The organism is Gemmatimonadaceae bacterium, from assembly GCA_035606695.1.
In the GTDB taxonomy this organism is placed as follows: domain Bacteria; phylum Gemmatimonadota; class Gemmatimonadetes; order Gemmatimonadales; family Gemmatimonadaceae; genus JAQBQB01.
The window spans coordinates 126,331-150,822 of record DATNEW010000043.1; the positions used below are offsets into that span (position 1 = coordinate 126,331).

Here is a 24,492-nt window from a genome sequence, read left to right on the forward strand (position 1 = left end):
AACGCCCAGCGCTAAGCCGCCTGCGTCGAATTCGTCTCGACGCGATCGATCGTCGCGTCGGGACGTTCGCCGAGGAATTCGACCCACTCCTTTTTCAGGGCGGGGTAGTGCTTCGCGGCCTCGACCAGGTCCATGAAGCAGGAGATCGTCGTCTCGAGCCGCTGCTGCAGCACGTCGTTCTTGAGGCGATGGTTGTCGCCGAACGCTTCGTGCGCCTGCGCGAGCGAGAACATGTCGGGGTAGATGCGCGCGCCCAGGTGCTCGAGTGGAATGCGGAGGGCCCACAGGCCGCGATTGCCGCCGATCATCGAGGGTGAGGCCGAGAGGAGCAGCGCCTGCTTGCCGTTGAAGGGCTGAGGCCGAAAGCGCGAGGCCCAATCGATGGCGTTCTTGAGATGTCCCGGCATGGACGCGTTGTACTCGGGCGACGCGATGATGAAGGCATCGGTGTCGGTGATGCGTCGGCAGAGTGCTCGGGCGGGGTCGGGAATGCCCGCGTCGCGTTCGACGTCGCCGTCGAACGGCGGGCAGTCGAAGTCGCCCATGCGGGCGCGGTCGACGGCGCCGCCTTGCTGCTGGACGATGGTCGCGGCCAGGGTAGCGAGCCGATCGTTGAGGGAGTTGGCGCGGAGGGAGGCGCCAAAGACGAGGAATTTGACGGTTTGACGAGTCATGCGGGGGCGCATGGCGAGGAGTGTACCGCGGCTCAGTGCATCGCCGGAAAGTCGACCCTTGACTAGTTCAGTTCTGAACTATATAATTCATGCATGAACCAACGCAGCACGGCGCCGACCAAAACGGCAGGCTCGTCCGACCGGACGATCTTCGCCCTGCTCCACGCGGCGCACGCGTTGGAGGAAAAGGTCGAGGCGGCGCTCGAGACCGCCGATCTGTCCGGACCCAAGTTCTCGGTCCTGAGCGAGCTCGTGAGCGCCGGCGAACCGCTGCCGCTGAGCGAGCTGGCTGGACGGTTGAGCTGCGTGCGATCGAACATGACGCAGCTCGTCGATCGGCTGGAGGCGGACGGGCTGGTGCAGCGCGTGGCATGTCCGAGTGACCGGCGTTCGGTGAAAGCCGAGATCACGTATCTGGGCCGCGAGCGGCAGGCGGCCGGCGCCGCCGCGATCGCGCGGTTGCACGAGACGTTCGCGTCCGCCGTCTCGGCGGCCGATCGCAAAGCGTTCGAGCGCATGTTGAAAGCGCTGGCATAGGTGTTCTTTTTGCGCCTGTAGTTCATATATGAAGATGAGTTATAACAAACGTTTAGAAATGTGTCATTCACTGCTGTACTCGCCTGGGAGGGCATCATGAGCACCGACAACTCCGTTTCGACCTGGACCATCGACCCGACACACGCCGAAGTCGCGTTCGCCGTTCGCCACCTCATGCTCGCGACCGTCCGCGGCCGCTTCGGCACCGTCAGCGGCACGATCGAGCTCAACGAGGCCGCGCCGGCGAAGTCCACGGTCGACGTCACGGTCGACATCGCCTCAATCGACACGCGCCAGGAGATGCGCGACAACCATCTTCGTTCGGCCGATTTCTTCGACGTGGCCAACCATCCGACGCTCCACTTCGTCAGCACGCGCGTCGAAGGCGACATTACCGGCGAGTTCCGCCTGATCGGCGACCTCACCATTCGCGGCACGACCAAGGAAGTGACGCTCAACGTCTCGCTGCAGGGGCGCGGGCGCGATCCGTGGGGCAACGAGCGCGCGGGCTTCGAGGCGACCGGCAAGCTCAATCGAAAGGATTTTGGCCTCACCTGGAACCAGGCGCTCGAGACGGGCGGCGTTGCCGTCGGCGACGAGGTGAAGCTCTCGATCGATGTCGAGATTGTTCGGCAGGTGGCTGCCGCTGCCGCGTAGACGGGACCACGTCTGACGCAGTCGCGCCGGCAAGAAAAAGACAACGACCACGTCTGACAAGATCTGACCAGATCCGAGAGAACGAGGGATCGCGGTACCTCAGCGTACACCACCGTTCAACAGATCGTGTCAGGTGTGGTCAGATCTGGTCGTTGTTCATTGTCCGTTGTTGTCCGCCACGATCAGCCCTTCAGCAGATAGCCTCGCGCCCGCAAATACCGCTGCTCCGCGAGAATCTCCGAATAGGGAAGAGGCGGCTCGAGATGCAGCACCACGAAATCCGCGCCGACGCGCAGCACTTCGCCGACGATGTCCAACTCTTCTCCACGTCGGAACGCCAACGTGGCGCTGATCTGGCTGCCGGGTACCGGCAACGGGCGGCCAAGCCGAACCTCATAACGAAGACCGCCCTCGGAGCAGTCGAGCACCTCATAAAAGAGGCGCCCGATCTCCAGGGTCGGTCGTTCGGCCTGTGGGTATTGGATACGATACTGCTCGCGGCGGGACGGTTCTGACATTGTGTTGATGACGATTACCGACCCGGAGCGTAAACGCAAGCGGTACGGCCGATCTTCCCGCCGCGATAGATTCTCCGGCCATGCGTGTTCTCCTACAACGCGTCTCGCGCGCGGCGGTGCGCGTCGGCGATCGAGAAACAGGTCGCATCGGTCGAGGGTTTCTCCTCCTCGTGGGATTTACCCACGCTGACGGCGACGAACAGCTGCAGTGGATGGCCGACAAGGTCGCCGGCCTGCGTATCTTCCCCGACGACGACGATAAGATGAATCGCGCCCTCGCCGACGTCGGCGGCGCGCTGCTCGTCGTCTCGCAGTTCACGCTGTACGGCGACGCGGTCAAGGGCCGGCGTCCCAGCTTCGTCGATGCCGCGCGGCCCGAGACAGCGATTCCGCTCTACGAGCGATTCGTCACGCTGTTGCGCGAACGCGGGCTCGAGGTTCAGACCGGGGAATTCGGAGCGTCAATGCAGGTGGAGCTCGTCAACGACGGACCGGTGACGTTGTGGCTGGAACGATGAAGCCTCGCGTGATTCTCGCCTCGGGTTCGCCGCGACGTCGAGAGCTGCTCGCGCTCGTCGGCATCGCACACGAAGTCATTCCCGCCAACATCGACGAATCCTACATCGCCGGCGAGACGCCGCGCGATCACGCCGAGCGATTGGCGCGCGGCAAGGCGGCGGCGATCGGCGAAAGCGACGCCGTCGTCATCGGCAGCGACACGATCGTCGTCGTCGACGGCGATATTCTCGGCAAACCGCGCGATCGCGCCGAGGCCGCGGCGATGCTGCGCCGCTTGAGCGGACGCTCACACATCGTGATGACGGGCGTTGCGGCGCGGTGGAACGGGCGCATGCTCTCGGGGCTCGAAGAAGTGGGCGTCACGTTTCGCGCGCTGTCCGACGGCGAGATCGAGCGCTACATCGCGACGGGCGAGCCGATGGACAAGGCGGGCGCCTACGGCATTCAGGGCTATGGGGCAACGATCGTCGAGCGTGTCGACGGCGATTATTTCGCCGTGATGGGGCTCGCGCTCAACCGGCTCGTCGCATTGTTCCGAAACCTCGGACTGCGCTACGAATTCGGTCCGCTCGAGACGGATTGAGGCGCGCGATATCGGTCGCGCCACCGTTCGACTGTATCGAGCACGTCGCGAACGGAAATGCGGGGCATGCGATCGAGCCGATTCTCCATGCTGATTGGATAATCCTCTCCGGGCTCGCCGTACGCGTCGACGATGAGATCGTGAAATCGACGATAGGGGCCGGTGCGCTTCGGGTTCGTGTAGCCCATCAAGCTGATCACCGGACGGTCGAGCGCGACGGCCATGTGCAGCGGTCCGGTGTCGGGTGCGAGCACGAGTGCCGAACCGTCGAGAATGCCGACGAGGTTTCGGAGTCCGCTGCCGAGCGCCGAGTGAACCGGGTGCCGCGAGTTGGCGCGGATGATCGTCTCGGCGTTCAGCTCGCGCGGTGATCGCCCGCCGACCAAAATCGGCTGCATTCCAAAATCGTGATAGAGCGCATCCGCCACTTGGGCCCAGCGCTCGGGCAGCCAATCCTTTTGCGGTTTGCTCGTCGCGACGACGATCGACGCCGCCGGGCGTTCGATTCGCGAGAAGAACTCGGTCTGCGCGGGGCGCTCGGACGGCCACGGCCCGAGGTCCCATTCGAGGGGCTCGTGAGGAACGTTCAGCGCCGTGAGAAACTCAAAATATTGATCCTGCACGTGCTGCGGCGCGTGCGGCGGGATCTTCACGTTCGTGAACAGCCAGTTGAAATCACGCGCGCGCGCGCGGTCGAACCCGAGCTTCACCGGAGCGCGAGTAAAACTCGTGACGATGCCGGCCTTGAAGTAGACCTGGAGATTGATCGCGAGGTCGAACTCGCGCGAGGCGAGCTCGCGCCGGACATCCGTAAACGCGCGCCAGCCGGCGGCGCGCTCGAAGAGAATGATTTCGTCGACCGAACGATGGCCGCGCACGAGCATCGCCGGCCCGGGCTGCAGCACCCAGGTGAGGTGGACGTTCGGCTGATGTCGCTTGAGCGCGTTGATCACCGGCAGGACGTGCACGGCGTCGCCCACCGCGCTCATCATGACGATGCAAACGCGGCGAAGTGGCACATCGATCATGCGATGGAAAATACCCCGAGCGCGTCCGCTTCGCGCAGCATGTCGCCGGCGGAAATCCCAACGGGACTCGGCCGCGCGATCATGCGCCACGGGCCAACACCCTGCGGGAATGTTCGCTTTGGTTGGCCCGGCGCGAAGATGCCGACGACCGGGACGCCGAACGCACCGGCGACGTGCAGCGGGCCTGAGTCATGGCCCACGAACATCGACGCGAGCGATAACGCGGCGGCGCTCTCCGCCAGCGACTGATCGCCGAGCATGTCGGCGTAGAAGCCCCTGGGATGCGTGTGCGATCGGCGCAGCTCATCGAGCTCCGCGCTCGTACCGATCCACAACGTCGGAATCCGGCGGCCATGAAACGCGAACGCCAGTTGTGCCCACTCGCTGAGCGGAACGCAACGGTCGCGCGCGCTCGCGAATGGGTGGAGCGCCACGAAACGCTCGGGCAGGCGCGAGCCGATTCGGTCGCGCAGTGCGCCGAGCCGCGCGATGTCGAGCCGGTATGCCGGATGTGTCGATCGAATATCGAGCGGCTCGAGCAAGCGCGCTTGCTCGATGAGGACCGGCTTATCGATATCTTCGGCGGGCAGAACCTCCGTGAGAAAATACTGATTGTGCCGGCGTGCCAATCCGATGCGGCGCGGGACTCGCGCCATGGCGACGGCGGCCGCGGTTCGCCACGGTGCGCCGGTGAGAATGGCGACGTCGTATCGCCGCCGGCGCACCTCGGCGATGCTCGCGAGCATGCGCTGAATGGGCGGTCGCGTACGATGCGCCGGGACGGCCCAGAACGGGTCGGCGGCGATGACGTCGCCGGCGTGCGGCAGCAGGCGCGCGACGTCGGCAGTGTACTCCTTTGCCCAGACGTCGATGGTCGCGTGTGGGAAGGCGTCGTGCAGCGGGGACATCAGCGCGGACGCGAAGACCAGATCGCCGAGATTGTCGAGGGCGACGACGATGATGCGCCGAATGGAAGGCGGCGTGCGCGTCATCGACCTTGCGTGCCGCGTCGGAACCGCGGAAGTTGCGCGCGATGACGATGCGCGTGCTGCACGTAGACACCGAGCGCGGATGGCGTGGCGGCGAGCGCCAGGCGCTGTGGCTCGCCGAGGAATTGGCGCGGCGAGGTCACGTGCCCGTGATCGCCGCCCGCGCGGGGGAGCCACTGATCGAGCGTGCGCGAACGGCGGGTCTCGACGTTGTCGAGGCGTCGCCGCGCTCGGAGCTCGACGTCGCCGCCGCGTGGCGGCTTCGCCGATTCATTCGATCGCGCAACATCGCGATCGTGCACGCACACACCGCGCACGCTGTTGCCCTTTGCGCGCTCGCCACGATCGGTACGAGCGCGAAGCTCGTCGTGTCGCGCCGGGTCGATTTTGCGCCGCGGAAGAATCCGGGTACGCGCTGGAAATACGGCCGGGCGGATCGCATCATCGCGATCTCGGACGCGGTCGCGCGTGTGCTGGCGGCGAATGGCATCGAGCGCGCGCGGATCGACGTCGTGCCGGACGGCGTCGACGTCCACCGCAGCGTGACGCCCGTCGCTCGCGAGGCGCTCGCGCCGCTCGGAATTCGAAGCGACGCAGTGCTCGTCGTGCAGGTCGCGCAGCTCGTCGGTCATAAGGATCCGCTCAACTTCGTTCGCGCGATGGCGCACGTCGCCGGGTCGGTCCGGGCCGCGCAGGGTTTGCTCGTCGGCGACGGACCGCTGCGCGCCGACGTCGAGGCCGAGATCCTGCGACTCGGACTTCGCGACGCGGTGCGATTGGCAGGATATCGCACCGATGCCGACGCGATTCTCGCCTCAGCCGACGTCGCGTGTCTCAGCTCGAATGAAGAGGGAATGGGTTCGGTGCTGCTCGACGCGCTCATGTTCGGTCTGCCGATGGCCGCGACAACGGCGGGCGGCATACCGGAGGTGATCGTTGACGACGAGTGCGGATTGCTCGTGCCGCCGCGAGATTCCGACGCGCTCGGCGCCGCGATCGTCCGACTGCTTTCCGACGGCGCGCTCGCCGCACGCCTGCGCTCGAATGCACGAGCGCGCGCGGCAGAGTTTTCGGTGGAGCGCATGGCGGATCGCACCATCGCGGTTTACGAGGCCGTCGTCGGCGCGGGTTGAGGGCGCCGCAGTAAGGCCTCGAGATCGCGCAGCTCGCTGTCCGAAATGGGCGCCGCGAGCTCCTGTTGCCATTTGCGCGCCGACCGCATGAGGCGCGCGATGTTCGCTTCGTTGACGGCGTCGCGGTCGTCGTCGAACTGCACGCGATCGACGTCGAGCGCGTACGCCGCGAACCCACTGCCGTTGGTGCGCTGCAGGAGGATGTTCTTCACGTTGAGATCATGGTGTCGAGCGCCCGCGGCGGCCAGAGCGCGCACCAATTGCCGTGTCGCGCTCCACGCCTGAACGACGTCGGCGGGGTTGGGTGCGCGCAGCACTTCGGCGAGATCGAAACTGTCGGGAACTTCGCGCGAGAAGACGTCCACGCGCACGAGGCCGGCGACCGAATGATAGATCACGTAGCCGAGCATCGCGGGCGTCGGAACGTGGAGCGCGCGCAACTGCTCGCTCACCAGGAGCTCGTGTGGCGCCCGTGTCGGCAAGCGGAACCAATCGCGCGTCAACGCCGCGAACAGGCCGCCGTGCCAGTTGTGTCGCACGACGATTCGCTCGACGTCGCCCGGGAGCGGAACCGCGAACACCACGCCGCGTCCGCTGAGCGCGCGGGCATGCACATGTGACTGTGCGTAGCGATACAGTGTTCCGCCGGCGAGCACGGTACGAACGCCGTCGGCGACATGCGGCGCGCACACGACTTCTGCTCCGCCTACGCTGAACCTGACAAAACCGTCGGGCAGCTCGTCACGTTCGCGCTCGTCCGACATCAGTCGGCGACGACGCGATACACCGTGACCGGTTGGCTCTTGTTCTTGAATTCCATCGGCGGGCACTCCTCGAGCTCGGGCGGCGTGGCGAGTCGCTTGCGGAAATCCTCGGAGAGAAGGATTTCTCCCTCCGCCGCCGCGCACAATCGTGCCGCGGTATTTACCACGTCGCCGATCACCGTGAACTCGAGCCGGCGCTCCGATCCAATGTTGCCCGCGAACGCCTCGCCGAAGTTGAGGCCGATGCCGTGGACGAGCTGCGGCCGGCCGGTCGCGCGCCACCGTTCGTTGAGCTTGGCGAGCTCCTGCATCATCTCGAGAGCGGCGGCCATCGCCTTGTCCGCGTCGTCCGGTCCGCCGATGGGCGCGCCCCACTGCGCCATCACCGAGTCGCCGATGAACTTGTCGAGCGTTCCCTCGTGGCGGAACACGCACTCGACCATCTCGGTGAGATATTCGGTGAGGAGCGACGCCATGTCGTCGGGGCGCATCGATTCGGACATCGCCGTGAAGCCGCGAATGTCGGTGAAGAGCACGGCGATTGGCCGCTTGTCGCCGCCGAGCTTCATCGTCTCAGACGATTCGGCGATTTTCTTCGCGAGCTGCGGCGTGAAAAATCGCTCGAAGTTGCTGCGCGTCAGCAACTCGCGCTGAATGCGCTGCGCGAACTGGCCGTTCTCGATGGCGACGGCGGCGATGCCGGCGAACGCGATGCAGAACTCGAAATCCTCGTCGCTGAAGCGATGCGTCGCCGTGACGTTGTCCACGTACAGCACGCCGAGCGACTTGTCTTCGCTGGCAATCAGCGGGACGCAGATCGCCGACCGAATTTGCTGCATCAGAATCGACTGGCCGCCGAACCGCGTGTCCTCGCCGGCGTTGTCCGAGAGGATGGCGACTTTGTCCTTGAGCGCGCTGCGGGCGATCGACTGCGGCACGGCGCGCGTCGTATCGCCGCCGCGTTTGTCGCGCGCGATCTTTGGCGCGAGCTCTCCAGTCTCGTCGATCAGCAGAATGGCGACGCGATCGACCTCGAGAATCTGATACGCGTAACTGACGATCTTGTCGAGCAGCGTGTCGATGTCGGCAGCCTTGCCGAGTCCTTTCGAAACCTCGAGCAGCGTGGCGAGCTTCTGGCGGCTCTTGTCGGTATCGGTGTGTTGAGCGGATTGGCCCGTCGGCACGTTGCCGGGGGACTGCATGCCGGCGATCGTGGCGCTCGGATCGCGTACGGGAAGCTGGCGAACGATCGTTGCACCGGGCGGCGCGGCGGTTGACACGGCGGGTGCAGTTGCCGCGACCGGCTGTTGCAGCTTGAACCCGACTTTTCCGAACGTCACCGTGTCGCCGATGCCGACCGTCGCGGCTTCGATGCGCGCGCCATTGAGGAACGTGCCGTTGCTGGAACCGAGATCGCGAACTGTGACACTACCGTTTCGGCACTCGACCTCGGCGTGCCGGCGCGAGATGGTCGGATCGATGACCGGGATGTCGCTCGTCGGTGCGCGGCCGACGACCTGGACGGAGCCGTCGCGCAGGTCGAACGATTGCGAGCCGTCGGGGGAGACGAGCCTGAAGGTCATTGCCTCGAATATATGTCATCCCGAACCCGAGCAAAGCGAAGGGCAGGGATCCAACATCCCGGTTGAGCGACCGGACCCTCTACCCGGACGTTAGATCCCTCGCTACGTTCGGGATGACTTTCGCACCTGGCCGATCGCGGTGAGCAGCGCGCGCGCCTTGTTCTGGTGCTCCAGGAACTCGCGCTCCGGAATCGAGTCGTAGACGACGCCGGCGGCAGACTGCACCGACGCGACGCCGTTGGCGATGACGCACGTGCGAATGGTGATCGCCAGGTCCATGCGCTTCACGCCGGCGCTGATGTATCCAACGGCGCCGCCGTAGGGTCCGCGACGCTGCGGCTCGACTTCGTCGATGATTTCCATGGCGCGCACCTTCGGCGCACCCGTGAGCGTGCCGGCGGGGAAGCTGGCGCGAAACGCGTCCATGGCGGTGAGCCCGTCGCGCAGCTCGCCGTCGACCTGGCTCACGAGATGGAGCACGTGCGAATACTTCTCGACCACCATGAGCTCGCTCACGCACACCGAGCCGTACTTCGCGACGCGGCCGATGTCGTTGCGGCCCAAATCCACGAGCATGAGGTGCTCGGCTTGCTCCTTCTCGTCGGCGATCAGCTCGGCCATCATGCGATCGTCGTCTTCGGCGCTGCGGCCGCGACGGCGTGTGCCGGCGATCGGCCGCAGCGTCACGGTGCCCTGCGTGGTCACGCGGATGTGCAGCTCGGGCGAGCTGCCCACGATCTCGACGCCGTCGAGCACGAGGTGATACATGTACGGCGACGGGTTGATCACGCGCAGCGCGCGATACAAATCGGTCGACGAGAAGTCGAACGGCACGTCGATCCGCCGCGCCACCTGCACCTGGAACGCGTCGCCGGCGATGACGTACTGCCGCACCCGCTCGACGTCATTGATAAAATCCTCTTTATCGTATACTGATGAGCCTTCCGCGGCTGGGGCGCCGGGATCGAGCGCGAGGGGCTGGAGGGCCGAGGGCCCGCGGAGCCGCGCGATCGTGGCGTCGATGGTCTCGAGGGCCGTGTCGTGGGTGGCGCGCAATTCCTCGTCCGAGGCGCCGGCAGCCACCCGCGCGGCGGCCACGACGCGCGCCTGCGAGCGCAGGTTGTCGAAGATCACGAGCGCGTCCGTGAACACGAAGAGCGCGTCGGGTACGTCGAGTCCGCGCGCGGGCGGCGCGGGCAGCCGCTCGATGACGCGCGCCACGTCGTAGCCGAAGTAGCCGACGGCGCCGCTCCAGAATTCGCCAATCTCGGGCACGTCGATCGGATCGGCGTCGCGCAGCAGCGCCTCGAGGTCGGCGAGCGGATCGTCCGGGCGGCGCTCGTTGTGCCAGCCACGCTCGGGCGTCCAATCGCGAACCACGCCTTCCTCGAGCTTCCACGCGGCGCGCGGTGACGCGCCCATGAAGGTGTATCGCGCCCACGTCTCGCCGCCGGCGGGCGCCGACTCGAGCAGAAACGCGAACGGTCCCTGGCGCAGCTTGGCGAACGCGGCGACCGGTGTTTCGGTATCGAGCAATACGTCGCGCCACACGGGAACCAGGCGCGTACGTGTCGCGTCGCCGGCTCCCGCCGCCGACCGCGCGCGCGTGACGAACTCGGCGAGACTCATCGCGCGGCGGGTTGCTCGGTTCCGGTCACCCGGCGAAATTCACAAATCATGCATCGATTCCTCGCGGCAAAAGGCTCCTGCCGTGGATCTCGAGGATCCTTCGCCGCGTACTGGTTGGTTGTTCTGATAAGTCTGATGCGCGGACCGTCCACTGCCGGCGCGCAGACGTGGAACGATCCGCGCAGCCGCTCACTCGTCGAAGGCGCCACGCAGCGCCGTCTCGAGCAGCTCGCCGACACAGGCCTCAAGGACTACCGCGCCACGGCGCACGGCTACGTCACCTTTCTGGCGCAGCTGGGCGAAGGGCTGCGCACGCCGCCCAAGATCATCAAGTCGGACGAGTTGGAGCTCGAAGTCTACTGGCGCGCGCCCAACCTGAGCAAGCAGCGCATCATCGGGCGTCGCGATACCCTGCTGATGCCGACGGACATCGCGTACCACGCCGACCACCTGGGGATCGTCCAGAACAACTTCCCGAACACCATTCGCATCGGCGACGGGGACGAGGTGGCCGACGTGCCGCATCCGCTGTCGCCGGTCGGGCTTCGCGAGTACGACTACGCGCTCGCCGACAGCTTCGCCATTGGAACGGGCTCGCGGCGCATTCGCGTGTACCAGATCAAGGTGCGCCCGAAGGACGATCGGCAGCCGCGCGTCGCGGGCGCGGTGTACATCGAGCCCGACGGCGGCCAGGTCGCGCGCATGGACTTTACGTTTACGAAGTCGGCGCTGCTCGACAAGGCGCTCGAGCAGCTTTCGGTGGTGCTCGAGAATCGACTCGTTGGCGGCCGGTTCTGGCTGCCGAGCGAGCAGAAAATCGAAATCGTACGGCGCGGGGAGTGGCTGGATTTTCCGGCGCGCGGGATCATCAACGGCCGCTGGGAGATCAGCGACTACAAGTTGAATCAGGATCCGGCGCCCGTGTTGTTTACCGGGCCCGAGATCGTGTCCTCGCCCGCCGATATCAAGGCGCACAAGTGGACGGGGCGGATTCTGGATTCGCTGCCGGCCGACGTGACCGCGGTGACGGAATCGGACATCGCGCAGGTACAGGAAGAAGCGCAGCGACTCATTCGCGCGCGCGCGTTGGCGACGACTCGCAGCGCCTCGCTGTCGGCGCGCAACATCTCGGACTTCGCGCGCTACGATCGCGTCGAAGGGTTGGGCGTCGGCGCCGGGTTGACGCAGCCGTTCGCGACCGGTCTCTCGGCGACGGTACGCGCGCGATACGGCATCGATGACAAGATGCTCAAGGGGGCGGCGAGTATCGGCCTGACGCGGCCCGATGGGTTCGCGGTGCACGCGTTCGCGATGCGAGACTTCCGCGACGTGAGCGATGTCGCCGAGCGGTCGACGGTGGTGAATTCGATCGCGGGGCAGGAGTTCGCGAGCGACTACACCGATCCGTATCTGGTGCGCGCGGTTGGGTTGACGGCGGACCTGACGACCTGGATGGGCTTCGACCCGCGGCTCACCGCGTCGTACGGGATCGAGTCGCCGCTCGGCATTCATGCGTCGCCAGTCCGCGGGACGTTCATTCCGACGTTGACGTTCGAAGAGCGGCATGTTCGTCGGGTCGAGCTCGAGCTCAATCGTCCGTCGCAGGAGTGGCTCGCGGGAACGATGCTCGGCGCCAGAATCGATTTGCGCGGTCGCTTTCCGGTGGAGCGAAGCGATGCGGTATTTCCAAGAGCGAATGAGCATTCGGGGCGTGCCTCAGCGGTCGTCACCGCCGACCACGCGTTCGGCGACTTGCGCTTGGCGACGACGACGACACTCGCGCGCGTCTTCAAGGACCGGCGCGCCGAACCGATCGTGCCGGAGCTCGTGTACTTCGGCGGTCCGGTGTCGGCGCCCGGGTATGACTTTCACTCGCTCGTGTCGGACGTCGGATACTCCGAGCATGTCGAGCTGCAGTTGCCGGCACCATTCATCGGCTTCTCGTTGGGGCGTTATGGGCGCGTGCCGTCGCGGGCGACGATTGCGCCGTATGTGCATGGGGTGGAGGTTGGCGACGCGCCGCAGGCTTGTGTCGGGGAGCCGCCGCTAGTGTCGGCCGCATCCGGCTCGGTCGCCGTGGGTTCGACGGGAGTGGACTGCGCGCGAAGCTCGCACTTCTTCCCGTCCATCGGCGCCGCGTACATCCTGCCGTTCAATCTCGTGCGCATCGATGTCGCGAGAGGACTCCGCGGCAATGGACGATGGACCTTCAATGTCGATGTCAGCCGGGACTTGTGGAGCATTCTTTGAGCGAGATGTGTTGGTCGGACAAACCGCTGAACGACGACAAGTTCCGACAACATCTGACAAGGTCTGGAAACCTTCAGCAGCATGTGGACTCTGATGTAACGGGCCACTCCGCTGCTGTTCACAGACCGTGTCAGATTCTGTCAGACCTTGTCGTAGTCAAGAGTTCGGATGCGTATGCGTCGCGCAGACACGGTCCGCACTGAAATGATGGCGCGCCGAGAGCCCTTCGCGCCTATCGTCGGGCCATGGCATCTCGCGCCCCCATCCCGCTTCCAAAACCCTCGCCCGCCGACGTGATCGCTCGGCGGTACAATCTTCCCGTCGCCGACCTGAGTCGCGCCACGGCCCATGCCGTGTCGCTCGTGCCCGAGAAGTGGGCGCGGCGGTTTCACGTCGTGCCGCTCAGCGCCACCGAGCGCGATCTGTGCGTCGCGACCGCCGATCCGCTCGACGTCGATTGCGAGCGCACGCTGGGTTTCGCCACGGGGCGCCGCGTGTGCCTTGTCGTCGCCGATGCCGCCGACATCGCTGGGCGGATCGAGGAGCTGTATCGCGGGATGGGCGTCTCGCAGGAGCTCGAAGCGCTATCGGTGACCGAGGTTCAGCATCTCGCTGGAGAACTCGAAACGGCGCCGCCGAATCCGACGGACGAAACCGGCGGCTCGATCACGGCGCTGGTCGACTCGCTGCTCGCGGGCGGGATCGCGGCGCGTGCGAGCGATATTCACATCGAGCCGGAAGAGCAGGGAATCGCGGTGCGGCATCGCGTCGACGGCGTGCTCGCACTCACGCGCACGTTGCCGCGCGCCGTCGGGCCGGCGCTCGTGTCGCGCATCAAGATTCTCTCGGGGCTCGATATCGCCGACCGCTTGCGGCCGCAGGACGGGCGAGCGCGTGTCGCGATCAACGGGGTGGCGGTCGACCTGCGCGTGTCGACGCTTCCGGCGTCGCACGGCGAGAAAGTCGTGATCCGCGTGCTCGACGGCCGCTCGGCCGTCATCACGCTCGACGGCATGGGCTTTCACGGCGATGAATTGCAACGCATCGAGCAGCTGCTGCAGTTGCGCGAAGGGTTGATTCTCGTCACCGGACCCACCGGGTCAGGAAAGACAACGACACTCTACGCGGCGCTTCGGCGCATCAAGGAGCGCGGCGTCAACATCGTCACGGTGGAAGACCCGATCGAATTTCGGTTACCTGGGATCGTTCAGGTGCAGGTGAACGAGAAGGCGGGGCTCACCTTCGCGACGGCGCTGCGCTCAATCATGCGCCAGGACCCCGACGTCGTCTTGATCGGGGAGATTCGTGACCGCGAGACGGCGGAGATCGCGATTCAGGCGTCGCTCACGGGGCATCTCGTCCTCTCGACGCTGCACACCAACGACGCGCCCAGCGCGGTGACGAGGCTCATCGACATCGGTGTGGCAAGCTACAAGATCGCGACCGCGGTGAAAGGCGTGATCGCGCAGCGGCTCGTGCGGCGCGCGTGCCATACGTGCGACGGCACTGGCAACGCCAAGGGCGCCGATTGCGCCGTGTGCGGCGGCACCAGGCTTCACGGACGCCTCGCGATCGTCGAGGTGCTGGTCGGCACGCCGGAGTTCGAGCGATCCGTGGCGGCAGGCGAGTCTACCGAGCGCATCGCGGGCGCCGCGCGCGCGGGCGGAATGCGCTCGCTCTGGACGTCCGGCGTGGCGCATGCGAACGGAGGCCGCACGACGCTTGACGAAGTCATGCGTGTGACATCGCCAGACGACGTACCGCTGCCCCGTCCCGAGTCTGAGCCCAAGGCGGCTCGGTCGCTCATCGATCTCGACGGCGCATTCGATTTGCGCGACGATCTGGACACGTTGCTCGTCCGGCGGCGAAGCCTGCGCAATAGCTTTCGGCCGACGGACGAGGATTGAGGTTGGAATGGTGGACGTGTCGGTGGTCCGACGATACCGTCAGAATCGAAGGTTCGCGTGTGCGGTGTTGCAGCGCGGGCTCGATACGCCCTGTCCGAGCGCGTGAGAGCCTTTGCATGGCCAACACGAGTCCGACGAATCGTCCGAAGCGCTGGTACCGATGACCGCTCCCCGCAAGGGCCTGAATCCCTTCCGTTGTCGCGTGGATGACTGTGGCGACCGCGACCGCAGACAAACAGCTCCGCAAAGCGCGCTTGAATATTAAAGCTCTGCAAAGCGTGCTTGAATATTAAATCTATCTTAATAAAAGGAGTATGTACTGCTGGCTCGTCGGCCGTCTGACTTAGTTGCGACGGATTTAGTGCTGTTTCGGTTGAGATCGCCTCTTCAGTCCCACAGCTCTCTCTTGCAAATCCTCGCGCCGCACGGCAGTATGGGTCTCCGTTCGGCGACGGAGCCGGTCAACTTGCTGGATTGTTGAACTTGTCAGCTCCTCGTCGCGTCGCCGTATGGCATCTTCGCCAAGCGACGCGACGCTTGCCCGGCTAGTTGCGCGGGGCGCGTCCGAACTCCACTCCCATAGTGCTGGTAGCCGCGTCGATGACGTGCGGTTCCTGCTCTACGCGAGTTCCCAAACTCAATACGCCATGTACCGACGACGGCTATCCGCTGCGACGGCATGCATCGCATGTCTAGCGACAAACTCGTCACATGCCGCCGGACAGAGTGTGGCCAACGTCGAGAAGACTTCATGTCGAGCATGCCAGATCACCGTGTCGAGAGGGTCCACACTCCACGAGGGCTCGAACACGGCGCTGCCTGGTTACCCGCGGCCAGCGATCAGGGATCGTCGCGGACACTTCTGGCTAACGTTTGTTGGCGGAACATTCGAGGCGCACGCGTATGACAGTGCCGTCTTACCGTCGGTACGAGTCTGAGATCGTTTGTCTGTTCAGACACGGCAAGCCAATCGCGCTCAGCGGGCCGAATTCATCATCCGCAAGGCGTACGGGATCAGGCGGGGTGGTAAACGCCCCCACCCGGTACGGTTCGAGCTTCTCGGCGATTCGGTCGCCGTAGCTGTTGTCAAGGAAACCCGAGACGCGCCAACAGTCTTCACCAGGGTAGCGAGAGAGCTATCGGACGGGCGCGTGAAGAGGATGCTCAAAGAATGCCGAACGGGTTTTGCGAGTCTCAAGGAACAGATCCGCTATTTCGACATGCTGTAACAGCGGTACGGCGATCCTCGATGAGCGAGAAGTGCAACGGGCGCGGGCGCTCGGATGTGCCCACCGAGCTTTTTCGGTGCATTTGGCCGGACCATCGCATGAACTCGCGGTGCGGATCGCGCTCGGAGCGACGACGCGAGATATACGCGACTTCCTGGTGGCGCGGGTCGTTCGATATGTGGCTTTCGGCTGCATCCTCGCCGTCCCGGTCAGTGCTTTGCTTTGGCCGGTTGCGCGCAGCTTGCATCGTGAGGTTGGCGAGGTCCAGGTTTTCGGTTCTCTGATTGGTGTGGCGGTGGTGCTTGGCGCTTCTGCCGCAGGGATGATCGTGCCCTTTATGCGCGCATTCCGTACGCCACCAGCCGCAGTGCTTGGGCACGTCGATTAGAACCGGTTTCGGAACCGTCGCCGGGTGGCGTGGAGAGGAGTCCCCGCCAGCAACGTTGTTACGCGCATCGAGCTGATTGGGATCGCCGTCGAATAACGCTCGTCGTTCGGTCCGGCGCCATTCCCCGAGAGCAGAGCCAGCGGTTGGTCGCTCCGCGGGATGTCACCGAGGTCGATCCGCTGAAGCCATTTCTCGACATCGTCTGGCAAGCTGGCGGTATGCCTCAGTCCCACCGATCAAAGTCTGAGTCGATGCTTTCGCGGCAATGGTGGGAGTTGTCCCGGATCGTACCCGCCGCCGAATCCGGCCAGGGTCATATCCAAGGTACAAGACGATCCTCGGCCACATCCCGGCGATCGGCGTCTTTTCGTCCCGTTCCCATCGGCGGAGGGTGATGTATTCCACCTCAAGCTTCCGAGCCGCGTCTGTCCGGTTGACCCCAAGCTCTTGCCGGCGGCGTACAAGGGCTTGTCCAAGCGTCAGATTATTCGAGAGATAGCCCTTCTTTGGATAGGGTCCGGTCAGAGTCCACCGGCAAATCGGCAAAGTAAGGTATCGAATATCGGCTGCCGGGCATCGTTCAGGTGCAAGTGAACGAGAAGGCGGGACTGACGTTCGCGACCGCGCTGCGCTCGATCATGCGACAGGATCCCGACGTGGTGCTGATCGGTGAGATTCGCGATCGCGAGACGGCCGAGATCGCGCTGCAAGCGTCGCTGACGGGGCACCTCGTGTTGTCGACGCTACACACCAACGACGCGCCGAGCGCGGTCACGCGCTTGATCGACATCGGCGTCGCGAGCTACAAGATCGCCACGGCGGTGAAAGGGGTGCTGGCACAACGGCTCGTGCGGCGAACGTGCGCGGCCTGTCACGGAGCCGGAAACCGGGCGAGCGACGAGTGCGCGGCGTGCGGCGGAACAGGCTTTCACGGACGCCTCGCGCTCGTCGAAGTCCTGATCGGCACGCCGGAGTTCGAGCGGCGCGTCGCGGCCGGAGATCCGACGGAGCGCATCGCCGACGCCGCGCGCGCCGACGGCATGCGGTCGCTCTGGCAGTCTGGAGAATCCCACGTGATGGCAGGCCGAACCACCCTCGACGAGGTGACACGCGTTGCGACTCCCGACAGCAGTGCCAAGGTGCTACCAGGAGACCTGCGCCAACAGACGGGGATGCTGCCGAACCTCGAGCTACGAGATGACCTAGACGCCGTGATCGCGCGACTATCGAATTGGCGAAATCGTCCTATTCGACACGTGCGATTCGGATCGTAAAATGTCGCGGGCGGTAGATGTTGCGGACGGCGCCCGCGCTGTCGTCCTCGCGATGAATCATCGCTTTCAGCTCGACCCGCGTTCGCGACCGAGCGCGCTGGACAAAAAATCTAGTTCGAGCGCCCGCTGCTCGATCTTCGCGAGCAGCACCTTCGTGTGGATCGGGGGTTCGCGTCGCTCGCGTCGCCGCCAATCCCATCCGCGTGCTCGCGATGACTTGCCGCGCTATTCGGTGATCTGGTTCGGGTACACGCCGAAGCGTTGCGCGAACGGGGCGAGCGTTTGGTTTTGGCGTCAATCGCCGCCGCGGTCACTTTGGCCTCTAATCCGACCGCCTATGGTGCATGACCTCAATCGAGGTGAACCCTACAGATTGGCAACGAGCGTCGGAGCAAAATGCGAAGCGTGTCTATGGGAGAACGTCCCTGAAAAGGACTCTGAAAGAGGCGAAAGTTGGCGCTCCCCGCGCTCACCGCATACGGCCCAGGCAGAATCGCGACCGTAAATGCGCCGGCGATGTCCGCGCGCCCGAACACCGTGTCGTGCGAATTGCCGCCCTCACCAACGAAGTTGACGAACGCGCCGCGAATGCCACGCCCCGACGCGGAGTCGATCACCACACCAATGACGGTCACTCTTCCCGTCGTCGCTGGGGTCGGAACCGGCAGACGCGGAGGCGCAAGGCTGGCCGCGAGCGAGAAGGGATTCGAACACGCCTCGCTGCCTTCGCCGTGCCTGACTGACTGACAAGCCGACGACGCGCAGAAGCTTGCGAACAGCACGATCAGACCTCTGCGAGAATAGTTCGACGCTCGGCGCGCACCGCAACCGACGGCGCTCCGATCTACATAAGAAACCAATTTGCCCATGGGCGCGCCTGTCTGCGCACGAAGCCGTGACGAACGCTGAGGCCGGGTCATGCGCAGACAGTCTCGTGATAGGTTAGTGATCCTGGTCCCCCTAGTGCGGCCACAGGGTCATGGTGACGCCGAGATCGGACTGCATGATGGGCCACGGGCTGTAGAGGAAGACCTGCGGGTGTTGGAGCACCAAAACGGTACCTTTGCCCCATGCCACGCCCTCGGCGACTCGAACGTCGCCCGCGAGCGGAAATCTGAAATAGTACACCGGCGCGCCGCTGTCCCCTTCGATGTCGTTCGCCTGAACGATACTGGCGCATGTAACGCTTTCGTGAAAGACTGCATCCGGAGGGGTTATCGCGCAGCTTTGGATTAGCGGACCCTTCGTGGTTCCAGACGCAAAGCCCGTCTTATAGAGAGTGTCGCCAATGACTCTATCGCCCAAGTACGATGCCAGACGATAGTAGGATCCGATCGTCTGATTTCCTGAATTGCTGCCATTGCCGACAACGCTCGTCTCTGCCGCCGTCGAGTCAAGCGAGGTGAAGAAGGGCCAGTATTTCACGAGCGCGATATCAGTCATTCGACAAACGAGGGCTCCCGCTGTGCAGCCGGTCGTTGCCCACGCCGGATTGATAGCCGTCGAGCCGAGCTGGGTGCCGTCAGTCTGATACCACTGCATGCCGGTCCCGCCCGTGAAATTCCGCTGACAGTGACTGGCGGTGATAAAGTATCGTTCGCCGTTGACATTCACGTTGTAGCCCATGGTGCACGCCTCAGTGGTGTCCGGGCTGAAATTGTACTTGATCTTAAACCCAGCACTCGTCGGGCGATGCGCGTCGGTTGTTTGGGTCGTCGCGGTAACTCGTAAGTCCGCGACTCGGGCCAGCAACGCCTCGCGCGGAATTCCAAGACGATCAGCGACTAGAGGGAGTCGGTCCGCAGCAGCCTGGCTCCGGACCCAAACTGTGACTCGATTGACAGACTCGTCAGCATCAATGAGGGAAATCTCGTCGGCGACTTGCGTGCCCATGGCGACCGCCTGTTGCCAGGCAACGAGCTGGCTGAATCCGAAGCTCCCCTTTCGCAGCAGAATGCGGGCCTTCGGGTTGCGCTGAAATAGGTCGTGATGCGCCGTGAACCAACTCCGAACGGCGTTCGCGGCCTGGACATTACGAGAAGAGTCGGAGACAAACGCTTCGACGTCGCCTGCAGAGTCGATGAAGAATCCACCAAACCCGGGAATGGTTGTCTCAACATCGAGGAATACGTCCTCAATGCCTCGTGACTTCGCTCGTCCGACCGACTGAGCGTAAGCCGGCGATTTCGGTGAAATTGGATTCGGCGTCCCGTCGTTGCTGCAAGCCGCTGCAAGTGAAAGACCAATCAACACCAGAACACTCATGATGTGCCTGGAGGTCGTGCGTGAAGATCTCGGCGATTGAGACCTAGGCGAAGGCGGTCGTTGGGGCATTGGTTTGATCTCCGGTTGTCTTAGAAGCAATTCCTCAGAGCGATGAACGTCTCACACCGCGATTCAGAGGATGCAGATACCGGCAGCGCGATCGGCGAATGGCGCGTGCCTCCTCGGAGGAGGATCGCGCCATCAGACCGCGACACTCGGGCGCTCGCATTTGCCGGTTGCGGCTGGGCGGCGGCGCCCTGCGTTTTACAGTTTGTATATTATTGAGCGTATCAGATTCGCGCAAGAGGCCCTTCGTATTGCGCCGGGCTTGTGAGCGATTGATTCGTTCGCGAATGCGACGGGATGGGCTTCACTGTCCCACTAGGAAATCGTATCGGGCCTTCGCGTCTCCTTCGACAATCAGAGTCTCGGTATGCGACACGAACTACCAGCAGCTCACTGGTGCCTCCTCACAACCCGGCTGCCCAACTGTCGCTGAGGACCTCCCGCGTCGCCGAATCCTCCCGGGGTCATATCCAAGGTATGAGACAATCCGCGGCCACATCGCTGCGATGGGCGTTTTCTCGTCGCACTCTTACCTGTGAAGGGTGATGTACTCGAGATCCAGCTCTCGGGCTGCGTTGGTGCGGTTGAGATCAAGCCCGTCCCGACGCCAAAAACGGGCTTGGCCAACGGTCAGGCTTCTTGAGAAATAGCCTTTCGTAGGATAAGGTCAGGACGGCCAATGCTTCGCCAAGTTTGCAGGCCAACGAGTGCGATCTAGTTGGTGCGACGCACCAACGGTCGGCGGACCCGCCTCCGGATTCGTCCTGGATCGTATCCAAGGTAAGAGACGATTCGGGGCCACATTCGAGCGATAGGCGTTTTTTGGTCGCCTTCCCACCTGCGAAGGGTGATGTACTCCACGTCTAGTCGCCGTGCCGCCGCTGTACGGTTCAGCCCGAGTTCGTGACGCCGGCGGACGAGAGCTTGGCCGAGCGTGAGGTTTTGGTCGAGGTAGCCCCTCATCGGATAGGGACCCGTCAGAGTCCACCGGCAAATTGGCAAAGTACGGTATCGAATATCGGCTGCCGGGCATCGTTCAGGTGCAAGTGAACGAGAAGGCGGGACTGACGTTCGCGACCGCGCTGCGCTCGATCATGCGACAGGATCCCGACGTGGTGCTGATCGGTGAGATTCGCGATCGTGAAACCGCCGAAATCGCGCTGCAAGCGTCGCTCACCGGACATCTCGTGTTGTCGACGCTGCACACGAACGACGCGCCGAGCGCTGTCACGCGACTGATTGACATCGGCGTCGCCAGCTACAAGATCGCGACGGCCGTGAAAGGTGTCCTGGCCCAACGGCTCGTGCGGCGTATCTGCGCAACCTGCCATGGAGCCGGCACGTGCGCGGCCGACGCGTGCGCGGCATGCGGCGGAACGGGATTTCACGGCCGCCTGGCGCTCGTCGAAGTGCTCATTGGCACACCGGAATTCGAGCGGCGCGTCGCGGCCGGCGAGCCGACGGAGCGCATCGCCGACGCGGCGCGCGCCGACGGAATGCGCTCGCTCTGGAGGTCGGGCATTGCGCACGCGAACGCCGGGCGAACGACGGTTGAAGAAGTTCTGCGCGTTGCAACGCCGGACGACACGCCGATGGCCGTTGCCGAAACTCCTCGCGAGGTCATCAAAGGGCTCATCGACCTCGGTGGGACGTTCGACTTGCGCGACGATCTCGATTCGGCAGTCGCGCGCCGGCGACGTCGCAGCGGTAGTTTTCCGCCCATGACGAAGATCGAAGTCGGTACGATCGATGTGTTCGTAATTCACGCCGCACCGACAGGCTGGCGCGTGCTCGCGTTGCAGCGCGCGCTGGACACACGCTGCCCCACGGCGTGGGAGCCGGTGCACGGTCACATCGAGCCCGGCGAAACCCCGGAGGCAGCCGCCGTGCGCGAGGTGCGCGAAGAGGCCGGGCTCGAGATCGAGAAGCTGTACGTCGTGCGCGTGCAGCCGTTTTATCTGCGCAAACGCGGCGCCGTCGAGCTGGCGGTCGTCTTCGCGGCATTCGTCGCCAACGCGCCGGTCACGATCGGCAGCGAGCACCAAGGCCACGCGTGGCTCTCGATCGAAGACGCGCTCGCCCGTTTCGCGTTTCCCGGCGAGCGCGCGTCGTTGCGCGAGATCGTCGAGCTCCTGGCCGGCGGCGACGCCGGACCCGTGGATGACGTGATGAGAGTTTTCTAGGTGGCCCGCGCTGGCGCGAACATTTATTATACTCTGAGTCGCATTCGACAAATTCAATCATGCTGGTCATACGCCGCGAACAGCTGAAGGTGTTCGAGAACGAGCGGTGGGAGCAATTCCTTCGCAAGGTCATCGCGCGCGCACGAGTGGACATGCCGGAAGTACTCGAGGGCAAAACGGACGACGAGCTGCTCGCGCTGCTGCGTTCGGCAACGCCAAAGGTGCGCTCGATGGGTTTCCTCGTCACCGCCCATATCACCCGATTCTGCCTGCTCGTGTTGCGGCTCGGCGCCGATCCGGTGGACGACCCTCTGCTCGCACCTGTCATCCGCGATCGCGAGCTGTCTGCCGCGGTGAAGATCGATACCCTCGAGCGGATGGCGTCGCGGTAGCATGGCGTACGTGACCGCCGCGGGAGGGCCACCGCCCGGTCCCGGCAGTGCCATTCACGTGTGCCCAGCGGCGCGTGGCTACCTGTGCATCACGGTGCTGAGCAAGTACAACAACAACGTGCCGGCGCTGGTGGGAGTCGACGTCACCGTCACGATCGGAGTCGTGGTGGCGGCCGGCCTTCGTACCGACGATCAAGGGCAGGTCACGCTGGCGTATGATTCAGCGGCCGATTTCGCCGACGTAGACGTCAAGGTCCAACTCGACGACGCGCGATGGCGGTGGGAAGGAACGAAGACCACCACCGGCGCCGTCGCCGCCGAGGCGGAGGAGGATCAGGGCGGTGAGGGAACCACGATCACTCCGCTCTCCGTCGAGGTCGGCGGCACGTTCACACTCACCGCCCGCATCAAGACGCGCAAGCCGGACGGCACCGTGCTGACGTGGCCCGTCGCGTGGAGCGCGCAGCTCAGCGTCAATCGTTGGACGACGCTCGACGGAGCCGATGCGGCGAACGCGGTGGTCACGACGGCATTCGGCGCGACGGTGGCCGCCACCCCGGGCGTCGAGTTGGCGAATGTGGTCTTGCCGTGCATCCAGAAGCATCAATTCGGCGTCACGCCGTTGTTTGTCGGGTACATTCCCGGCGACTCATTTTGTCGGCTCACGATCGACGGAGTCGACGGGTGGAAGACGGCGGTCGCCGACGAAGCAAGTTACGGAGGAGTCACGATTCAATCCCGCGCCAGCAACCAGGTCATTGTCTCCTCGGTGCGGCATGGTGCAACGGTCGTCCTCGAGTTTTGTTTCGCGTTCAAATCAATGCTCATCGTCGGCGAAGGGACGTCGTACGAGTACGCCGTCGCGCTGGCCGACAAATTCAGCAGCGCGCTCGGCAATCCGGGATTTCGCTGGATCATCGCCACACAGTACGATGTCACCGATCCCGCCGCGGTGAGCACGAACATGATGATTCGGAGACGAACGGACGGCGCCAGGCAGAACGGGCAGAACCAGCGCGCGCTGCTCGCCGCCGCGCTGGCCAAAAACCTCCTTCGGAGGACGACGTCATTCGACGCGACGCTCACGGCCCATTGGCAGAACGTGCGAGCGACCTATGGCGACGTCGACGCGGTCATGTTCAACAATCCGCACCCGGGCTATGGCATGCACAAGTGCCTCGTCCTCGGGCTGACGGCATGGGTCGAAGACGATCAGGAGGTGCAGGCGTTGGCGCTGAATGCGGGCCGGGCGATCAGCGTGTACACGTTCGGATATCCCCACGCGCTGGCGCGCAATCAGCTCGACTGGCTACTTGGACCAGCGAATGATCCGCTTGATTTTACCGAGGCGTTGAAGCAAGGCCGGCAACGCGCGTTCGTCCGCGTCAATGCAGTCGGCCGCCTCAACTACGCGAACGCGAGAACGCAGGCGATCGCGCTTCAGTACTATCCCGCGAACACGGTCGCGCGTGCCTTGACCATCAGGGACGCGTTCACGCGAATGAACGGCGACGGCATCGGAGTCAATTTTGGAACCGTCGGTGAATTCCATAACGACACGGTGAGAGCCCACTATGCGGCTGCGGTCGATACGATCGGACTGCAAGGCTATCTCCTCCGCTGCTATCGCTACTACGCGCCATCGGTGACGAAGGTGGGCGGATTCGTCTACGTCAACTGTTCCGAGAACTGGGCGAACCTGCTCACTGCGTCATTCAGGTTCACGGGCGCCCTCGCCGACACGCCGGCAATGAACGACCACGGCACATGGCCGACGAGCGAAACGTTCGTGCACTACAACACGAACTTCACGAGTCTCCGACATCATCCGTCGTGGTACAGCACCTTCGATTTCGATCCGGACGAGCCCAACATCACGACGGCGCACACCTATTACTTCGCGAAAACATGACGCCACGAGCAT

Annotated in this window: 21 protein-coding genes; 12 read left to right on the plus strand and 9 right to left on the minus strand. The window is 64.4% G+C overall.

The genetic code is table 11. From position 1 onward, the window contains the following. Positions 1–11 precede the first annotated feature (11 nt). The gene (locus VN706_23290; protein HXT18572.1) at positions 12–674 is read right to left on the minus strand and encodes an NAD(P)H-dependent oxidoreductase; all 663 of its coding nucleotides are present in this window, start codon (positions 672–674) and stop codon (positions 12–14) included. A gap of 93 nt (positions 675–767) precedes the next feature. On the opposite strand from VN706_23290, the gene VN706_23295 reads away from it, so the two are divergent. Further along, the gene (locus VN706_23295) at positions 768–1,211 is read left to right on the plus strand and encodes a MarR family transcriptional regulator (protein HXT18573.1); all 444 of its coding nucleotides are present in this window, start codon (positions 768–770) and stop codon (positions 1,209–1,211) included. 96 nt (positions 1,212–1,307) lie between these two features. Next, a complete protein-coding gene (locus VN706_23300; GenBank protein HXT18574.1) occupies positions 1,308–1,868 on the plus strand; it encodes a YceI family protein in 561 nt (186 codons plus the stop codon). Between the two features lie 182 nt (positions 1,869–2,050). Here the strand turns inward: VN706_23300 and VN706_23305 are convergent, their stop codons facing one another. Then, positions 2,051–2,386 carry a PilZ domain-containing protein gene (locus VN706_23305; GenBank protein ID HXT18575.1) on the minus strand — a complete coding sequence of 112 codons (336 nt, stop codon included), beginning with the start codon at positions 2,384–2,386 and terminating at the stop codon, positions 2,051–2,053. An 80-nt stretch (positions 2,387–2,466) separates the two neighbouring features. On the opposite strand from VN706_23305, the gene dtd reads away from it, so the two are divergent. Both dtd and VN706_23315 read left to right on the plus strand, forming a co-directional pair. Further along, complete coding sequence (gene dtd / locus VN706_23310; GenBank protein HXT18576.1) at positions 2,467–2,904, plus strand: D-aminoacyl-tRNA deacylase; 438 nt, start codon at positions 2,467–2,469, stop codon at positions 2,902–2,904. Continuing rightward, on the plus strand, positions 2,901–3,488 hold the full coding sequence (locus VN706_23315) for a nucleoside triphosphate pyrophosphatase (GenBank protein ID HXT18577.1): 588 nt from the start codon (positions 2,901–2,903) through the stop codon (positions 3,486–3,488). The genes dtd and VN706_23315 overlap by 4 nt, the downstream gene beginning before the upstream one ends. Here the strand turns inward: VN706_23315 and VN706_23320 are convergent. Together VN706_23320 and VN706_23325 are read right to left on the minus strand one after the other, a co-directional pair. Then, complete coding sequence (locus tag VN706_23320; protein ID HXT18578.1) at positions 3,458–4,516, minus strand: glycosyltransferase family 9 protein; 1,059 nt, start codon at positions 4,514–4,516, stop codon at positions 3,458–3,460. The two genes, VN706_23315 and VN706_23320, sit on opposite strands and share 31 nt — an antisense overlap. Beyond that, the gene (locus tag VN706_23325) at positions 4,513–5,508 is read right to left on the minus strand and encodes a glycosyltransferase family 9 protein (protein ID HXT18579.1); all 996 of its coding nucleotides are present in this window, start codon (positions 5,506–5,508) and stop codon (positions 4,513–4,515) included. The genes VN706_23320 and VN706_23325 overlap by 4 nt, the downstream gene beginning before the upstream one ends. A 41-nt stretch (positions 5,509–5,549) precedes the next feature. On the opposite strand from VN706_23325, the gene VN706_23330 reads away from it, so the two are divergent. Next, positions 5,550–6,638 (plus strand): glycosyltransferase, encoded by a 1,089-nt coding sequence (locus tag VN706_23330; GenBank protein ID HXT18580.1) that lies wholly within the window; start codon positions 5,550–5,552, stop codon positions 6,636–6,638. Here the strand turns inward: VN706_23330 and VN706_23335 are convergent. The 3 genes from VN706_23335 to VN706_23345 all read right to left on the minus strand — a co-directional run bounded on the left by VN706_23335 (position 6,611) and on the right by VN706_23345 (position 10,614). Next, complete coding sequence (locus VN706_23335) at positions 6,611–7,330, minus strand: lipopolysaccharide kinase InaA family protein (protein ID HXT18581.1); 720 nt, start codon at positions 7,328–7,330, stop codon at positions 6,611–6,613. The two genes, VN706_23330 and VN706_23335, sit on opposite strands and share 28 nt — an antisense overlap. Positions 7,331–7,401: 71 nt before the next feature. Then, positions 7,402–8,985 carry an adenylate/guanylate cyclase domain-containing protein gene (locus VN706_23340; GenBank protein ID HXT18582.1) on the minus strand — a complete coding sequence of 528 codons (1,584 nt, stop codon included), beginning with the start codon at positions 8,983–8,985 and terminating at the stop codon, positions 7,402–7,404. A gap of 102 nt (positions 8,986–9,087) precedes the next feature. Next, entirely contained in the window at positions 9,088–10,614 is a 1,527-nt protein-coding gene (locus VN706_23345) for a chorismate-binding protein (protein HXT18583.1), read from the minus strand. A gap of 135 nt (positions 10,615–10,749) precedes the next feature. Here VN706_23345 and VN706_23350 point away from each other — a divergent pair, with 135 nt between their 5' ends. The 4 genes from VN706_23350 to VN706_23365 all read left to right on the plus strand — a co-directional run bounded on the left by VN706_23350 (position 10,750) and on the right by VN706_23365 (position 17,662). Next, the gene (locus VN706_23350; GenBank protein HXT18584.1) at positions 10,750–12,864 is read left to right on the plus strand and encodes a hypothetical protein; all 2,115 of its coding nucleotides are present in this window, start codon (positions 10,750–10,752) and stop codon (positions 12,862–12,864) included. Positions 12,865–13,109: 245 nt separating this feature from the next. Next, the gene (locus tag VN706_23355; GenBank protein ID HXT18585.1) at positions 13,110–14,771 is read left to right on the plus strand and encodes a GspE/PulE family protein; all 1,662 of its coding nucleotides are present in this window, start codon (positions 13,110–13,112) and stop codon (positions 14,769–14,771) included. A 1,338-nt stretch (positions 14,772–16,109) separates the two neighbouring features. Next, entirely contained in the window at positions 16,110–16,388 is a 279-nt protein-coding gene (locus VN706_23360) for a hypothetical protein (GenBank protein HXT18586.1), read from the plus strand. A gap of 566 nt (positions 16,389–16,954) precedes the next feature. Beyond that, the gene (locus VN706_23365; GenBank protein HXT18587.1) at positions 16,955–17,662 is read left to right on the plus strand and encodes an ATPase, T2SS/T4P/T4SS family; all 708 of its coding nucleotides are present in this window, start codon (positions 16,955–16,957) and stop codon (positions 17,660–17,662) included. Positions 17,663–18,012: 350 nt separating this feature from the next. Here VN706_23365 and VN706_23370 read toward each other — a convergent pair whose 3' ends face one another. Beyond that, positions 18,013–18,297, minus strand: coding sequence for a hypothetical protein (locus VN706_23370; protein ID HXT18588.1), 285 nt, complete (start codon positions 18,295–18,297; stop codon positions 18,013–18,015). Between the two features lie 325 nt (positions 18,298–18,622). After that, positions 18,623–19,927 carry a hypothetical protein gene (locus tag VN706_23375; protein HXT18589.1) on the minus strand — a complete coding sequence of 435 codons (1,305 nt, stop codon included), beginning with the start codon at positions 19,925–19,927 and terminating at the stop codon, positions 18,623–18,625. A gap of 1,061 nt (positions 19,928–20,988) precedes the next feature. Here VN706_23375 and VN706_23380 point away from each other — a divergent pair. The 3 genes from VN706_23380 to VN706_23390 are packed head-to-tail and all read left to right on the plus strand — an operon-like array spanning position 20,989 to position 24,480. Continuing rightward, positions 20,989–22,176 carry an ATPase, T2SS/T4P/T4SS family gene (locus VN706_23380; GenBank protein HXT18590.1) on the plus strand — a complete coding sequence of 396 codons (1,188 nt, stop codon included), beginning with the start codon at positions 20,989–20,991 and terminating at the stop codon, positions 22,174–22,176. Between the two features lie 59 nt (positions 22,177–22,235). Further along, positions 22,236–22,568 (plus strand): hypothetical protein, encoded by a 333-nt coding sequence (locus VN706_23385; GenBank protein HXT18591.1) that lies wholly within the window; start codon positions 22,236–22,238, stop codon positions 22,566–22,568. A gap of 1 nt (position 22,569) precedes the next feature. Next, positions 22,570–24,480, plus strand: a complete 1,911-nt coding sequence (locus VN706_23390; GenBank protein HXT18592.1) for a hypothetical protein — start codon at positions 22,570–22,572, stop codon at positions 24,478–24,480. Positions 24,481–24,492 lie beyond the last annotated feature (12 nt).